General features: G+C 70.2%; 11 protein-coding genes and 1 pseudogene. 6 read left to right on the top strand and 6 right to left on the bottom strand.

What is annotated here, in order from left to right; all coding sequences use genetic code 11:
* Window positions 1-61 precede the first annotated feature (61 nt).
* Window positions 62-1,345: a S8 family serine peptidase gene (locus KBW98_RS00900; RefSeq protein WP_211518203.1), complete on the bottom strand. Its 1,284-nt coding sequence runs from the start codon at window positions 1,343-1,345 to the stop codon at window positions 62-64.
* 114 nt (window positions 1,346-1,459) lie between these two features.
* On the opposite strand from KBW98_RS00900, the gene KBW98_RS00905 reads away from it, so the two are divergent.
* The 4 genes from KBW98_RS00905 (at window position 1,460) to KBW98_RS00920 (ending at window position 5,303) form a co-directional block, all read left to right on the top strand.
* A complete protein-coding gene (locus KBW98_RS00905) occupies window positions 1,460-1,963 on the top strand; it encodes an RNA polymerase sigma factor (protein ID WP_211518204.1) in 504 nt (167 codons plus the stop codon).
* Window positions 1,960-2,718 (top strand): anti-sigma factor, encoded by a 759-nt coding sequence (locus KBW98_RS00910; protein WP_211518205.1) that lies wholly within the window; start codon window positions 1,960-1,962, stop codon window positions 2,716-2,718. Before KBW98_RS00905 ends, KBW98_RS00910 begins: the two co-directional genes overlap by 4 nt.
* A 114-nt stretch (window positions 2,719-2,832) precedes the next feature.
* Window positions 2,833-4,680, top strand: a complete 1,848-nt coding sequence (locus KBW98_RS00915) for a sensor histidine kinase (protein WP_211518206.1) — start codon at window positions 2,833-2,835, stop codon at window positions 4,678-4,680.
* 77 nt (window positions 4,681-4,757) lie between these two features.
* Window positions 4,758-5,303: a M23 family metallopeptidase gene (locus KBW98_RS00920; RefSeq protein WP_211518207.1), complete on the top strand. Its 546-nt coding sequence runs from the start codon at window positions 4,758-4,760 to the stop codon at window positions 5,301-5,303.
* Here KBW98_RS00920 and KBW98_RS00925 read toward each other — a convergent pair whose 3' ends face one another.
* Together KBW98_RS00925 and KBW98_RS00930 are read right to left on the bottom strand one after the other, a co-directional pair.
* Window positions 5,304-7,682: a penicillin-binding protein 1A gene (locus KBW98_RS00925; protein ID WP_229428903.1), complete on the bottom strand. Its 2,379-nt coding sequence runs from the start codon at window positions 7,680-7,682 to the stop codon at window positions 5,304-5,306.
* A 216-nt stretch (window positions 7,683-7,898) separates the two neighbouring features.
* Entirely contained in the window at window positions 7,899-10,706 is a 2,808-nt protein-coding gene (locus KBW98_RS00930; protein ID WP_211518209.1) for an EAL domain-containing protein, read from the bottom strand.
* Between the two features lie 116 nt (window positions 10,707-10,822).
* Here KBW98_RS00930 and KBW98_RS00935 point away from each other — a divergent pair, with 116 nt between their 5' ends.
* Window positions 10,823-11,308: a MarR family winged helix-turn-helix transcriptional regulator gene (locus KBW98_RS00935; protein ID WP_211518210.1), complete on the top strand. Its 486-nt coding sequence runs from the start codon at window positions 10,823-10,825 to the stop codon at window positions 11,306-11,308.
* Window positions 11,309-11,354: 46 nt separating this feature from the next.
* Here the strand turns inward: KBW98_RS00935 and KBW98_RS00940 are convergent.
* From KBW98_RS00940 to KBW98_RS00950, 3 genes and pseudogenes are all read right to left on the bottom strand, one after another.
* Window positions 11,355-11,764, bottom strand: a pseudogene (locus tag KBW98_RS00940) (IS1595 family transposase); the annotation flags it as partial.
* Window positions 11,765-12,065: 301 nt separating this feature from the next.
* Window positions 12,066-13,484: a metallophosphoesterase gene (locus KBW98_RS00945; protein WP_211518211.1), complete on the bottom strand. Its 1,419-nt coding sequence runs from the start codon at window positions 13,482-13,484 to the stop codon at window positions 12,066-12,068.
* 27 nt (window positions 13,485-13,511) lie between these two features.
* Entirely contained in the window at window positions 13,512-13,946 is a 435-nt protein-coding gene (locus KBW98_RS00950; RefSeq protein WP_211518212.1) for an acetyltransferase, read from the bottom strand.
* A gap of 137 nt (window positions 13,947-14,083) precedes the next feature.
* Between KBW98_RS00950 and KBW98_RS00955 the strand changes: the two genes are divergently transcribed.
* A complete protein-coding gene (locus KBW98_RS00955; protein ID WP_211518213.1) occupies window positions 14,084-14,848 on the top strand; it encodes a ZIP family metal transporter in 765 nt (254 codons plus the stop codon).
* Window positions 14,849-14,944 lie beyond the last annotated feature (96 nt).

Here is a 14,944-nt window from a genome sequence, read left to right on the forward strand (position 1 = left end):
GCTGCCCTTGCAAGGAGAACGAGGGGCGTCGGCGATTTCTTCCATTCGTTCGAAAAAAATTTCAGCGCAGTTCTGATGGATCCGTGCGCAGGCGCGCGCCCACGATGCCGTATCCAATCTCGCTACTGACGCTTCCCGGCTTGCCGCCCGCCGCCTCCGCCGCCAGCGCCATGAGTGCGGCGGCAGCCGCGGCCCGGTCCGGCTTCGGCAGGCGCTCCGCCAGCAAGGCCGCCACGATGGGCGCCGCGAACGAGGTGCCGCGCACCTGCCGGTAGGGCGGCGCGCCCGGCGCGGCGCTGACCATCTGGCTGCCGGGGGCGGCGAACATCACCTGCGGCCCGCGCGCCGCCTCCGGCAGCGGCTTGCCGCGCCGGTCCACGCCGGTGACGCCGACGACGCCCGGATAACCGGCCGGATACAGCGGCGGCGCATTCGGTCCGTCGTTGCCGACCGCCGCCACCAGCAGGTGCCCGCGCGCCTGCATGGCGGCGATGGCGCGTCCCAGCAGCGCGTTGGGCGGACCGACGAGGCTGATGTTGATCACCCCGACCTGCTGCCGGGCCAGCCAGCCCAGTGCGGCCGCGATGCGGTCGGCGGCGCCGCCGGCCGGGTCGCCGCAGTAGACGTCGGCCGCGTACAAGGCCGCCTCCGGCGCGGCGCCGCGCAGGACCTCGGAGCGGCCTACCATCAGCGCCGCCACCGCCGTGCCATGGGCGTCCGGTACGAGGCGGCCGCCGCAGCCCCAGCGCGTGATCGGCGTGGCGCCGAACACGGCATGCGCGGCATCGACCCCGCCGTCGACCAGGCCCACGCGCGCGGCCCCGCTCCCTTCCGGCAGGCCCGGCGCGGCGCCGCTGCCGGTGTAGACGTGATTGAAGTCGTAGGTCCCTTGCGGATCGAGGGCGCGCAGGCGTTCGACCAGATCCGCCGTGGCCGCCCCGGCAGGCACGCGCAGCACCACCAGCCTGTCGCCGAGGGCCGGCAAGGCTTCCTCGCGCACGGCCACCAGTCCCGCCCTGGAGGCGGCCTCCAGGGCCGCAGTAGTGGGTGACCAGGCCAGAATCTCGCCGCGTACGGCCGGCTCGCCGCGCGGATCGGCTTCCAGCACTGCGGGATGGCGGCGCAGCAAGGCGCGCACCGTGTCCAGGCGCAGGCTGCCGAGCTCGGGCAAGGGCGCGCGCTGGAGCAGCTGCTCGGCGGGCCGGCGCAGGCGGTCCAGCTCGACGGGGCCGATCTGCTGGGGCAAGGGCAAGCGCGGCAGGCCCAGCTGGCCGTGGGCAGGCCCGGCGGCGGCCAACGCGAACACCGCCACGAGCTTGCAGGTATTTACAGGAGGGAACTTCATGCGCCGATCATATATGATTGGAAGAATGAAGGAAGAACGTCCGCGACAGGGAAGAAAATCCCGTTCCCGTTCGTTCTCTGTTTCTCTGTCTGTAGATCGGACCCTGACGACACCATGCTGGCCAACGAGATCGCCGCCCTGCTGCCCCGCATGCGCCGCTTCGCGCGTGCGCTGACCTTCCACCGCGAAGACGCCGACGACCTGGTGCAGATCGCGATGGAGCGCGCGCTCGGCCGCAGCGGACAGTGGGAGCCGGGTACCCGCCTCGACAGCTGGATCTTCCGGATCATCAAGAACGCCTGGATCGACGAGGTGCGCAGCCGCACCCGGCGCGCCGAACTGTTCGCGCCCGAGGAGGACGGCGAGCAGGTGGGTGACAACCACGCCGCCGCCCACCAGCAGCGCCTGGCGGTCCAGAAGGCGATCAGCCTGCTGTCCGAGGAGCACCGGCTGGTGGTCGGCCTGGTCCTGGTCGACGGCCTGCCCTACAAGGAGGCGGCCGAGGTGCTCGAGATCCCGGTCGGCACCCTGACCAGCCGCCTGGCCCGCGCCCGCGAGGCCCTGCAGCAATTATTGGCTGACGACCCATTGTCCAACCCACCGGCGAGGAAATCATGACTTTCGACGACGCAACCCTGATGGCCTACGCCGACGGTGAACTGGACCCTGCGCGGCGCGCCGCCATTGAGCAGGCCATGCGCGACGATCCTGCGCTGGCCGCCGCCGTGGAACGCCACCGCGCCCTGCGCCGCGACGTTGCCGGCGCCTTCGCCGCCATCCTCGACGAGCCCGTTCCGGAACGGCTGCAGCCAGACCTGGCGGCGCGGGTGGTGCAGCTCAACGCGGCGCGTGTGCGCCGGGTACAGCCGGCCGAACAGGTCCGGCCGCCCGTCCGGCGGCGCTGGTCCTGGCCGGAATGGGGCGCACTGGCCGCGACCCTGGCGGTGGGCATCCTGCTGGGCCAGAACGGACCGGGCGGAGGCGGCCAGCCGGCCATCGGCGGCGATGGCGGGATCCTGGCCGCCCACGGCGAGCTGGCGCAGGCCCTGGACCGGCAGCCCGGCGGCGCCAGGACCGGCGTGGCCCAGGTGGGCATCAGCTTCGCCGCCCGCGACGGCAGCTATTGCCGCGGCTTCGTCTACGGTCCCTCGGCCGGACTGGCCTGCCGCCAGGGGGGCGCCTGGCGCATTCCGGTGCTGGCCGAAAGCCCGTCACAGGCGGAAGGCAGCTACCGCCAGGCCGGCAGCGCCCTGCCTCCGGCCGTGCTGGACGCGATCGACGCCCGCATCGCGGGGGCTCCCCTGGATGCGGCGGGCGAAGCGGCCGCGCGCAGCCGCGGATGGGAACCCCAGGCCGCTCCAAACAAGGAATGAGGCGTGCAAAAGTTGCCTTCACGACAAATATCTGACAAGAAAAACTTAATGCAAGTACAATGATTGTTGCCGGGCGCCCTGCCGTCCCCGCTTCCCTGTACTACGCAACGACGGATGAAGACACGTACTTACCTGTTCCTGATGGCGGCCGCCATCCTGCTTCCAGTGGCGATCGCCTTCTGGATCGGGCTGTCCATGCTGCTGGACTGGGAACGGGAGTCGCGCATCGGCAGCGTCAAGGAAATGGCGCGCGCCACGGCCTTCCAGATCGACCGCGAGATCGCCGCCGCCGAATCCTCGCTGCGCGGCATCGCCCACTCGGAAAGCCTGCGCAGCAGCGACTACGAGCGCTTGCACCGCTGGGCCACGTCGATCAACGAGGGCAGCCTGTGGTCCTGGACCGTGCTGGCCGACCAGCAGGGCCGGGGCCTGTTCAATACCCTGGTTCCCTTCGGTACGCCGCTGCCGGCCAAGGCCGGCGCCTGGGCCGCCCAGGTGACGCCGGAACGCGGCACGCGGGTCTCCGGCTACTTCATCGGCACCCTGTCGCAGCGCCCGACGGTGTCGGTCGACGTGCCGGCGCCGGTCGGCGGCGGCAAGCACTACATCGTCAGCCAGATCTTCGACGTGCGCCACTTCGAGCGCATCCTGAACCACGACGCGCTCGGGCGCGACTGGGTGGTGGGCATCTTCGACGCCACCGGCACCACCCTGGTGCGCAACCGCCACGCCGGCAGCATCGTCGGCAAGCCGATGCGTTCCGACTTCCTGGCTGCCACCCGCGCCACCAGCAGCGGCGTGTTCCGCCACACCACGCACGACGGCGCCGAGGTCTATGGGGTCTTCACCCGCTCGCAGACCAGCAACTGGACCGTCGTGATCGGCGTGCCGGTCGCCGAGATCGAAGCGGCCGCGCGCACCGCGACCCTGTACGCGGCCATGGCCCTGATGCTGCTGATGGGCCTGGCCCTCGCGGTGGCCGCCTTCCTCGGCAACAAGCTCGAGGCCGCGCTGCGCCATGCGGCGGCGGCGGCGCGCTCGCTGGGCCAGCGCGCCCTGCCGCGCCCGGAGCCGACCCGGGTCGAGGAAGTCGACGCCCTCCTGAGCGGTCTGCACCACACCAGCGAAGCGCTGGCGCGCGAAAGCGGCGTGCGCCAGTCGCTGCAGGACGAGCGCGAGCAGTTGCTGCTGAGCGAACAGCATGCGCGCAGGCTGGCCGAGGCCCAGAGCCGGGCCAAGGACAATTTCCTGGCCATGCTGGGCCACGAGCTGCGCAATCCGCTGGCGGCGATCTCGGGCGCCATGGCGGTGCTCGACATGCCGGCCGTCAAGCCGGAACTCGCGGCCAATGCGCGCGCCATCAGCCGCCGCCAGATGCGCCACCTGACCCGCATCGTCGACGACCTGCTCGACGTCCAGCGCATTTTGTCCGGCAAGATCGTGCTCCAGCAGGCCCGCGTCGACCTGGCCGAGCTGCTGCGCGCCTGCTGCTCGGCCAAGTCGCTGGTGGACGCCGGCAACCACCAGTGGAGCGTGGAGGTCGAGGACGCCTGGGTCGACGGCGACCGTACGCGCCTGGAGCAGATCATCGACAACCTGCTGCACAACGCCATCAAGTATACCCCGGCGGGCGGCAGCATCGCCGTGCGCGGACGCCGCGTCGCGGGCCGCGCCGTGGTCGAGGTCAGCGATACGGGCGTGGGCATCGCGCCCGAGCTGCTGCCGGTGATCTTCGACGTCCTGGTCCAGGGCCCGACCAGCATCGACCGCGCCCAGGGCGGCCTGGGACTGGGCCTGGCCCTGGTCAAGCAGCTGGCGGCCTTGCACGGCGGCACCGTCCACGTGGAGAGCGAAGGACAGGGCCGCGGCAGTACCTTCACCGTCAGCTTCCCGGCCTGCCCGGCGCCAGACACCACCGCCCCGCAAGGCGAGGACAGCGCGCCCGCCACCAGCGCCGCCTGACGCCGGGAAGCTGCCCGCCACCCTGGGAATCGGGCCATCCGCCCATACCTGTACAGGAACGAACCGATGGGGACGCCATGCGAACCTTCCTGCGCAGCTTCCTGCTTGCCGCCATCCTGCTCCTGGGCTACGCCCTGCTCGAGCCCTGGCTCAGGCACATGCTGTATGCGATGCGCCTGGCGGCGATGCCAGCGCCGGCCGCGCTCGCCGTGCCGGTGCAGGGCGTGCGCGCCAAGGGCTTGCGCGACACCTGGCACGCCGCGCGCGGCGCAGGCCGCCGGCACGAGGGAATCGATATCTTTGCCAAGCGCGGCACCCCGGTGCTGTCCAGTACCGAAGGGATCGTGCTGCGGGTCGGCACCAACCGCCTGGGCGGACTGGTGGTCTGGGTGCTGGGCCCGGCCGGGCAGCGTCATTACTACGCCCACCTGGACGGCTATGCGGACGTGCACGCCGGCATGCGGGTGGCGCCGGGCCGCGTGCTCGGCTACGTGGGCGACAGCGGCAACGCCAAAGGCACGCCGCCCCACCTGCATTATGGAATCTATGCGGCGGGCGGAGCGCTCAACCCCTACCCGCTGCTGCGCGGCCCAGCGCCGGAGCGCGAAGCCGCCGCGCACTGATCAAAACCCGTCTACCGCGGGCGCGCCCTGCACCTGGGTGGGCGGTGGCGGCGGCGCGATTTCGCTTGGCGGTACCGAGCGTTCCTCGACCGGCGGCTCCTCGTTGGCCTCGTCGATTTCTTCCTGCGTAGGCTGGGGCGCCGGCTCCGCCTCTTCCTCGGGCACCATGACTTCCACCGGCATGTCGCCCGGCAGTTCCTCGAATTCTTCCTCGGTCTCTTCCTCGTAGCGCGGCGCGGCCTGCGGACGGCCGCCGGGGAACAGCGCTTCGCGGTCCAGCTTGCCGCTGTCGAGGGCGGCGCGGAAGAAGTCGCCCACCAGCAGGGCCGCGTTATGGCCGCCCTGGCCCCAGTAGGTGCTGCGGATCGTGACCCGGTTGTCGTTGAAGCCGACCCAGGCGCCCGCCACCAGGTTCGGATGCATCAGGATGAACCAGCCGTCGGTGTTGTTCTGGGTGGTGCCGGTCTTGCCGGCCACGTCGCCCTGGATCCCGAAGCGGTAGCGCACCCCGCCGCCGGTGCCGCGCGTGACCACGCCGCGCAGCATGTCGATCAGGGTCACGGCGGTTTCCTGCGACAGCGCGCGCTCCGGCACGGCGGCGCCGAAATCGGCCACCACGCGGCCGTCGCGGTCGAGGATGCGGCGCACGAACACGGGTTTGCGGTATTCGCCCTGGGCCGCGATGGTGGCGTAGGAACTGACCATCTCCAGCAGGGTCACCGGGCTGGTGCCCAGCGCGAGCGAAGGAACGGCCGAGAGCTTGCTCTGGCGGATGCCCATGCCCTGGGCCAGGCGCACGATCGGCGGCAGGCCGACTTCCTGCATCACCTGGGCGGTGATGGTGTTCTTGGAGTAGACCAGGCCGTCGCGCATGGTCATGCTGCGCCCGCTGTTGCCGGACATGTCGGTGGGACGCCAGACGGTCCCGTCGGCGGCGCGGATGTCCTGCACCACGTCGCGGTAGGTCTGGTCCGGGGCGATGCCCTTTTCCAGCGCCGCCGCATACACGAAGGGCTTGAAGGTCGAACCCGGCTGGCGCAGGGCCTGGGCCACGTGGTCGAACTGGTCGCGCTCGAAGTCGCGGCTGCCGACCCAGGCGCGCACTTCGCCGTTGGCCGGATCGATGGCGACGAAGCCCGCCTCCAGGCGCGACTTGGACGCCTTGAGTTCGTTCATGAACTTGCGGTCGGCCTTGAGGCGCTTGAGCGCGGCCGCGGGCGCCTCGCCCTCCTCGACCGCGCGCCGGTAGTCGCCGCTCTCGCGCACGAAGGCGTCCAGGGTGCGCTGGCGCGAACTCCAGTAATAGGCGAAGGGATTCACGTCGCCGCGCATGGACTGGTACATGCCGGACGAGGTCGAACGCACCAGGCTGGCCTGGGACCATTCGACGTCGGCCACCGCCTGCAGCGCGCTGGCCTGGCGCTCCACCGCGCGTTCCGCGGCTTCCTGCAGGCCCAGGTCGAGCGTGGTCTCGGCCACCAGGCCGTCGAGCTGCAGGTTGTAGTCGTTCTCGTCGGCCCATTCGAGCAGCCACTTGCGCACGAAGGCGGTGAAGTGGTTGTCGCGGCCGCTACGGTCCGGCAAGCGCGCGAAGCGCACCCGCAGCGGGCGCTTGGACAGCTGGCGGTAGCGCTCCTCGCTCAGGGCGCCATGCTTGCGCATCTGCGACAGCACCACGTTGCGGCGCTTGAGCGAACGCTCCGGGTTGGTCACCGGGTTGTAGTAGTGGGTGCCCTTCAGCATGCCGACCAGGGTCGCCGCTTCCAGCACGTCGAGGCGCGCGGCGGGCTTGTTGAAGTAGGTGCGCGCGGCCATCTCGATGCCGTAGGCGTTGTACAGGAAGGGCACGGTGTTCAGGTAGGCTTCGAGGATCTCGGTCTTGCTGTAGGTGTTCTCGATCTTGATGGCGGTGATCAGCTCCTTCATCTTGCGGCTGATGCTGCGCGCACGGCCGATCTCCTCGGGGAACATGTTGCGCGCCAGCTGCTGCGTGATGGTGGAGCCGCCCTGGGCGTCGCCCTTCAGGGTCGCCCACATGGCGCCGGCGATGCGCGTGAAGTCGACCCCGTGGTGCTCGTAGAAGCGGTGGTCCTCGGTGGAGATCAGGGCCTTGATCACTTCCGGCGACACCTGCGACAGCTTGACCCGCTCCTGCAGGCCCTGTTCGAAGGTGCCGAGTTCCTTGCCGTCGGACGAGAGGATCTTGGAGGCGCGCGCGGTGCGCGCCTGGTTCAGGTCCTCGATGCCCGGCGTGAGCGGAACCAGGGCCAGCAGGTATACGAAGAAGATCGTCAGGAGTCCTGCCAACGACCACAGGGCGACCAGGGAAACCTGCTCCCACAGCGGCCGGTCGCGCAGGCGCTCCCTGGCCCGTGTCATGCCGGCCTGCGCATGCCGGCTCGCGCCCGCCACCAGGCGCTTTCCATGGCGTGCTACTGGGTTGCTCGACCTGCTCGTCTTCTCGTCCTGGTCCACTGATCGTCCTGCTTTCGTGCGCTGGGGTAAAGGGTGGGGAAGGCTTGCGCCGCGATCCGCCGTGGCTGGAGTATAGCCGACCCTTGGCGCGTCCACGGTGCGCCAGCGCCCACAGGGCGCTTAGGCGTCGAGGGGCGCCGGCTGCACCCGCCCGGCGCGCAGCAGCGGCTCGACGTCCTTCACCGGCTGCGGCTGGCAATACACATAGCCCTGCACCTCGTCGCAGCCGCAGTTGCGCAGGTAGTCGAGCTGCTCCAGCGTTTCCACGCCTTCCGCGATCACGTTCATGCGCAGGCCGTGGGCCAGCGAGACGATGGCGTCGACCATGGCGGCGCTGTCGGCGCTGGAGACGATGTCCTTGACGAAGGAGCGGTCGATCTTGAGCACATCCACCGGCAGGCGCTTCAGGTAGGACAGGCTCGAGTAGCCGGTGCCGAAGTCGTCGATCGAGAGCTTGACCCCCATGCGCTTCAGGCAGCCCATGGTCTCGATGGCGGTTTCGACGTCGGCCATCATCATGCTCTCGGTCAGCTCGATCTCGAGCGAGTCGGGCGGCAAGCCGGTTTCCTCGAGCGCGCGGGCCACCGTCTCGACCAGGTCGGGTTCGGCGAACTGGCGCGCCGACAAGTTCACCGCCACCCGCAGCGGCCCCAGGCCGGCGCGGCGCCAGCGCTGGTTCTGGCGGCAGGCGCTGCGCAGCACCCAGGCGCCGATCGGGACGATCAGGCCGGTCTCCTCGGCCAGTCCGATGAAGCGGTCCGGGCGCACGGTGCCGAGCTGCGGGTGGCGCCAGCGGATCAGGGCCTCGGTGCCGACCACGTAGCCGCTGGCCAGGTCCACCTGGGGTTGGAAGTGCAGTTCGAACTGGTTGTCCTGCACCGCCAGGCGCAAGGCGCCTTCGAGCGCCAGGCGGTCGATCGCGCGCGCATTCATGTGCGGGGCATAGAACTGCACCGCGTTGCGCCCCGTCTCCTTGGCCCGGTACATCGCGATCTCGGCGTGCTTGACCAGGGTCTCGGCGTCCTTGCCGTCGGCCGGATAGCCGGCCACCCCGGCGGTGCAGCCCAGCACCAGCATCTGGCCTTCCATCTCGAGCGGCTCGGACACGGCGGCGCGCACCACCTGCAGGCGCGCCGCGGCCTGGCGCTCGTCGGCGCAGCCGCACAGCACCAGCATGAAGTTGTCGCCGCCCACGCGCGCCGCCGTATCGGCCGGCCGCATCGACGTGCCGATGCGGCGCGCCAGCGCGCGCAGCGCCTCGTCGCCGGCGCGCCGCCCCAGGGTGTCATTGATCAGCTTGAAGTGGTCGATGTCGAGCGCCACCGCCCACACCGGCTTGTCGCCCGAGGTGCCGATGGCGCGTTCGATGCGGTCGGCCAGCAGCGCGCGGTTGGCCAGCCCCGTCAGGGTGTCGTACTGGGCGCGGTGCTCGAGCTCGGCCTCGTAGCGCTTGGCCTTGGTGACGTCGTACACGGTGACGACGAAATGCTCGGTGACGCCGCCGGGCCGGCGTACCGGCGCAATGTACACGTCGCTGTACAGCTCCATGCCGTCGCGGGTCTCCTGGCGCACCAGCGCATGGCCTTCGCGCCGCTCGCGCAGGGCCTGGCGCAGCTCTTCCATGGCGGGCTCGTCGGCATTGTCGCCGCCCAGCATCGCCAGCGGCCGCCCGGCCAGCTCCTCGACCGGGTAGCCGTAGGTGCGCACGCAGGCCGGATTGGCGTATTCGATCGGGAAGCCCGGGCGCAACGCGCTCACCAGCAGGATGGGATTCGCGCTGGCCTCGATCGCGCGCTCGTACAAGCGCAGCGAGCTGGTCGCCAGGTCCAGGGCCGAGGTGCGCTCGTCGACCAGGGCTTCGATCCGCCGGGTGCGCGCGCTGCGCTGCTGCACCAGGCCCGCGATCGCCAGACTCAGGACCAGGCCGAAGGCCAGGGCCGCCAGTTCGGCCAGGTGGTGTGCGATGCCTTGCGGACGCTGCTCGACCACCAGCTGCCAGCGCGAGCCGGCGACCTGGAACTCGCGCTCCAGGCGCAACTCCGATTCGCCGGCCAGCACCTGCCACCAGGGCAACGGGCCGGGCTGCTCTCCGTGACGGAACACGCGCAGCATGACGCCGTCCTCGCCCGCCGCGTTCACCGCCAGCGAAAAGTCGCGGTCGCCCAGCAGGTGAACGGCGTCCAGGCTGCCGCCCACCAGCAGGGCCACGTCGATCACCACCACGGTCAGCCCCTGGACCGCCTCGCGCCGCTCGGCCACGCCGTCGAGGCGCGCACCCGGCCGGTACACCGGCATGGCGATCAGGATGCCGCGCCGCTGCCATTCGCCCTGCACCAGGTCGATCAGTGGGCTGGCGACCGGCTCGCCGGTATCCACGGCGCGCATGCTGAAGCCGCGCTGGGCGGGATTGGACAGGGCATCGTAGCCGTACACCGGCTCGTTGCCGACTATCGGTACCACATAGTCGTTAACCAGATAGCGTTCGCGCGGGGCGGCGCGCACCAGGCCGATGGGGCCGCGCTCGCGGATGGCGAAGTCCGGCCACAGGCGCGCCCGCTCGGACTCGAAGGCGGCGCGCTCGCGGCCGCTGACGAAGCGCTGGAACTCGAGCGCCTGCAGGTAGCCGTGGCGCCGGATCAGGGGTTGGGCGAAGGCGTCGAACTGGTCGCGGCCTACCTCGCCCGCAACCTGGAAAAACAGGTTCGTGGCGCGCAAGGCGTCCGTCGCCTCGTCAAAGGCGCGGGTGACGGCGGCGGCGCGCACCGCCGCGCGCTGCGCAAACTCGGCCTGCGTCCGCTCGGACTCGGCTTGCCGCAGGCCGGCACACAGCACCACGGTCAACGCGAGACCCAGCAGGAAAGTGGCCACCGCTGCGCGCGAGAGGGCGCCTGTCCCCGTGAAGGTTGGGTTCGCTGGCGTGCTTCGCATTGCCCGATGCTAGCAAAGAAGCGCTGCAGCCGGCGGGACGTTACGGCGTAGCAAAATATGCACGCCAGTGCGGCGCCGTCCCGCCGCCGGCGGCCCGCTTCGGGTATCATCGCGGCATGCGACCAGATACCCCTTCCCTTCCTTCCGACACCCCGCCGCAGCGGGTCTTGCGCCAGTTCCGCATCGTCTTCAACGCCGTCAAAACCCACTTCCGCCAGGTCGAGCGCGATACCGGCGTGGGCGGCGCCCAGCTGTGGGCCTTGTCCGTGATCGAGCGCCAGCCCGGCATCGGCGCCACCAACCTGGCGCGCGAACTCGACATCCACCAGTCCACCGCCAGCAACCTGGTGCGCAGCCTGGTCGAGCGCGGCTTCGTCGCGGCCAGCCGCGAAAGCACCGACCGGCGCAATGTCGCGCTGCGCGTGCTGCCGGCCGGCGCCGAAGTGCTGGCGCGCGCGCCCATGCCCTTTACCGGCGTGCTGCCGGATGCGCTGGCCAGTCTCGACGAACAGACCCTGCTGCGCCTGGAGCAGGATCTCGACGTCCTGATCGAGCAGCTGGACACCGACGACACCGGCAGGATTCCTCTGTCCCAGCTCTGACTTGCACCTGAACGGCATTCGCCAAAAAAACGCGGCGCTGTGCCCGTTACGTGTTGAAGACGCCAATCGCCGTGCGCAAGAACCGCTCCGGCGTGGCGATGCGGGCTCCATCCAGCGCCCATTGCCAGCCCAGGTAGTTCGGCAGGTAACGTGAAGCGACGCCATGGAAGCGCGCCGGCCATTGGCGGAAGCGGCGGTGATAACTATGGACGTTCCGCACGTGGACGGCGCCGCGCACCCGCTCGCCGCCACGAAGATTGACGAACTCATGAGAAATGTCCGCTTCGCGCGCGAAGGAGCGGTAAGCCGGGTGGCCATCGGTCACCAGCAGGACATCGGGGCGAGCACAGGGAGCAGATGCAGGTGCAATTGATCCTTGGCGACGGCGCCCCGTCCGGTAATAACATCGTGGGTGCCGCCGGTGCGGTCGCGGGCGATCATCAGCTGGAGACGCTGGCGCCTGGTCAGTACGGAAACTTGCCTCAGCCAACTGGCAAAGCGCTGCTTTTCCATCGCCGCTCCGCTGGTCCGTGAGATTACGGTTGGACTGCGATGGAGCCCGACAGTTCAAATTCCACACGCAGCGGTGACAGCGCCAAAAAAGCCCCCGCACGTGGCGGGGGACGAAAGAAGCGGACGAATCCGCTCCGTAGCTGATCGTGCGCCGGGCCGCTGCGGGCCGGCGCCACCCATCCATACTGCCGCAAAAGTGTAAGGAAGGCAATCGCATTTGTGCGAATGCACTACGTTTTTTCGCCTACTTCCCCGAGACCTGGGCCAGCTCGCAGCGCGACTTGCTGCCCTCGACCGTGCAGCGGTTGCGGCGCCGGCCTTCGCGGTCCCACACGCCCACCTCCCAGCTCGCCGCCCCGGTACGCTCCAGGGTCATGAAGCCGAAGCCGTCGACCCAGGAACTGAAGTGCTCGACCGCCGCGCCCTGCGCCGGCTCGGCCCCGGGCGGAATCGCCGCCGGCAGCGGCACCGTGTCCTCGGCGGTGCCGGAAAAACCGCTCACCAGCTGGGTCGGATGGCGGCTCGAGAAGCTGACCTGTTCCCACAGGTGCACATGGCCCGACAGCAGCATGCTGATCGAGGCCGGCAAATAAGCCTTGTCCATGTCGCCGAAGGCGTCCAGCATGCCCTTGTCGCCGCCGAACAGCGTGACCTTGCCCGTCTTGGCGTCCTGGTTGGCGCCGAAGGCGAACAGCGGATGGTGGTCGACCCCGATGTTGTAGGCCGCGTTGCGCGCCAGCGCGTCGATTCGGCGCCAGGCTTCGCGGTAGCGCGCGCGGCGCGGATCGCTTTCCGACAGGCCGCGCCAGTTGGTGTTCGAGGTATCGAACACGATCAGCTGGGCGCCGTCGCCGAGCGGCACCGCATAAGGCTCGCCGTGGTCGCCCAGCGCATCGTTGACGGGCTCGTCGCAGTCGCGTCCCGCCTGGTAGGGCCGGGGGTCGAGGTAGCGCCAGTAGGCCTGGCCCGAACGGGCGCAGGATTCATGGTTCCCGCGCGTCATGACCCAGGGCGCCGCACGCAGCAACGCCGCGCCAGGGGCGAAGAAATCGGCGCGCCAGGTATCCCAGCCATAGCCCCAGGGGCTGCCGGCGCAGCCGGGGCGGCCGGCCGGGCATGGGTCTTCGCGGTAGTGGTAGTCGCCCACGTGCACGACGAGGTCCGGCTTCCACGCGGCGGCGGAAGCGGCCACCTGGGCGAAGGGATAGCTGCCGGGATCGTTGCAGTCCTGCCAGGTACTCTTCTTGAGGCGGCAGCCGGTGTCGCCGAGGACCACGATGCGGCGCGGCGCAGCCATGGGCAGCGCGAGCGCCTGGCCGCGCACGCCGGCCGACCGCGCGCCGGGCGGGAGCGCGAATTCGCAGGCCAGCACGGCGCTGTTGGGGGCGTCGCGCAGCGCCGGGTCGCCGTTGGGGCGCAGCGGAATCGGACCATGCGGCACGCGCACGCGCATCGGCGCGGCCCGGCCGTCGACCACGATGTCCGGGCAGGCGCGCGCGCGGGTGACGAGACGGGCCGTGCCCTGGCCCCCTTCGCCCAGCACCACGTAGGCGGGTTCGTCGGCGGGCGCCTGCGGCGAAGGCTGGGTGGCGCAGCCGGCAAGCAGGGCAGCGCAAGCGGCGACGGGGACGGCGGCGGCGCGCGGGGTGAAGTGTAAAGGCATGAAGAGTCCGAAAGGTGGTGAAGCGGATTAGTCCTGGCGCAGGTGCAGCAGCGGATACGGGCGCCCGGCGTCGTCCAGCGGCGAGCGTCCGGTGCGGTGGAAGCCCATGCGTTCGTAGAAGCCGATCGCCGCCGCGTTCTGTTCGTTCACGTCCACCGTGAGAGCGCCTAGCAGACGGGCCGCATGCTCCAGCATGGCGCGCCCGAGCCCCCGGCCATTGTGGGCCGGGTCGATGAACAAGGCGTCGACGTGGCTCCCGCTCAGGCCCATGAAACCTGCGGGCGCGCCGTCATGCTCGATCACCCACAGGTTCGTCTGCGGCAGGTAGTGGTCCGACACCAGGCGCTCGATCTCGAGAAAGTCTTCCTCGCGCAGGAAATCGTGGGTGGCGCGCACGCTGCGGCGCCAGATCCCGGCCAGCGCCGGCGCGTCGTGCGGGCCGGACAGGCGTAGCTGCGTCATGGCTGCTCCGGTTTTTGCAAATGCCGCAATTGTGCACGAGCCGGGCCGCGCTGGGAATGGCATTCAATGCAGGAAGCCCAATCCGGCGGGCCGCCTGGCGCGAAATGGTTAAGATAGCTGGACTATCGGAGAACACCATGGAGAACGTGCCGGGCTGGCTCGAGGCGGGATGGTGGGGACTGGTGGCCGGCGGCGCCCTGCTGCTGGGCGCCGCCGCCGGCTACCGCTTCGCCGTGCCGCAGCGCCTGACGGCCGCCATCATGGCCTTCGGCAGCGGCGTCCTGATTTCCGCCCTGTCCTTCGAGCTGATGGACGAGGCCTACGCCACCGACGGGCTGGCCTCGTGCGCGGTCGGCTTCCTGTCGGGCGCCGCGATATTCACCCTGGCCAACTGGTTCCTGGCGCGCCAGGGCGCCCGCCATCGAAAGCGCTCCGGCGGCCACCAGCCGAGCGAGGCCCAGGACAGCGGCAGCGGCATGGCGATCGCCGTCGGCGCCCTGCTCGACGGGATACCGGAATCGATCGTCATCGGCCTGTCCATGCTGGGCGGAAATGGCGTGAGCCTGGTGGCGGTAGGCGCGATCTTCCTGTCCAACGTGCCCGAGGGCCTGTCCAGCGCGGCCGGCATGAAGCGCGCGGGCCGCTCGCCGCGCTATATCTTCGGCATCTGGGGCGGCATCGCCCTGGCTTCAAGCATCGCGGCGCTGGCCGGCTACAGCGTCTTCGCCGCCTCGCCGCCGGAAGTGGTGGCGGCCACCATGGCGGTGGCGGCGGGCGCGGTGCTGGCCATGGTGGTCGATACGATGATCCCGGAAGCCTTCGAGGAGACCCATGATTTCGCGGGCATGATCACGGTGCTCGGTTTCCTGGCCGCCTTCGCCCTCAGCAAGAGCGGTGTGTAGGGTGGACGGCCTTGCCGTCCACCCGATGATAGGTAGAGGCTCCGCTTTCGTGCGGGCTGATCTCTGCGCAAACTATCAGCGCGTGGACGGAGAACC

It is taken from the genome of Massilia sp. ST3 (genome assembly GCF_018119405.1).
Lineage (GTDB): Bacteria > Pseudomonadota > Gammaproteobacteria > Burkholderiales > Burkholderiaceae_D > Telluria.

Bases quoted from the DNA above. Each gene is read 5' to 3' on its own strand.
- KBW98_RS00935 (WP_211518210.1), top strand. From the start codon at position 10,823: ATGCGACCAGATACCCCTTCCCTTCCTTCCGACACCCCGCCGCAGCGG.
- KBW98_RS00910 (WP_211518205.1), top strand. From the start codon at position 1,960: ATGACTTTCGACGACGCAACCCTGATGGCCTACGCCGACGGTGAACTG.
- KBW98_RS00915 (WP_211518206.1), top strand. From the start codon at position 2,833: ATGAAGACACGTACTTACCTGTTCCTGATGGCGGCCGCCATCCTGCTT.
- KBW98_RS00925 (WP_229428903.1), bottom strand. From the start codon at position 7,682: ATGACACGGGCCAGGGAGCGCCTGCGCGACCGGCCGCTGTGGGAGCAG.
- KBW98_RS00955 (WP_211518213.1), top strand. From the start codon at position 14,084: ATGGAGAACGTGCCGGGCTGGCTCGAGGCGGGATGGTGGGGACTGGTG.
- KBW98_RS00930 (WP_211518209.1), bottom strand. From the start codon at position 10,706: ATGCGAAGCACGCCAGCGAACCCAACCTTCACGGGGACAGGCGCCCTC.
- KBW98_RS00905 (WP_211518204.1), top strand. From the start codon at position 1,460: ATGCTGGCCAACGAGATCGCCGCCCTGCTGCCCCGCATGCGCCGCTTC.
- KBW98_RS00950 (WP_211518212.1), bottom strand. From the start codon at position 13,946: ATGACGCAGCTACGCCTGTCCGGCCCGCACGACGCGCCGGCGCTGGCC.
- KBW98_RS00900 (WP_211518203.1), bottom strand. From the start codon at position 1,345: ATGAAGTTCCCTCCTGTAAATACCTGCAAGCTCGTGGCGGTGTTCGCG.
- KBW98_RS00920 (WP_211518207.1), top strand. From the start codon at position 4,758: ATGCGAACCTTCCTGCGCAGCTTCCTGCTTGCCGCCATCCTGCTCCTG.
- KBW98_RS00945 (WP_211518211.1), bottom strand. From the start codon at position 13,484: ATGCCTTTACACTTCACCCCGCGCGCCGCCGCCGTCCCCGTCGCCGCT.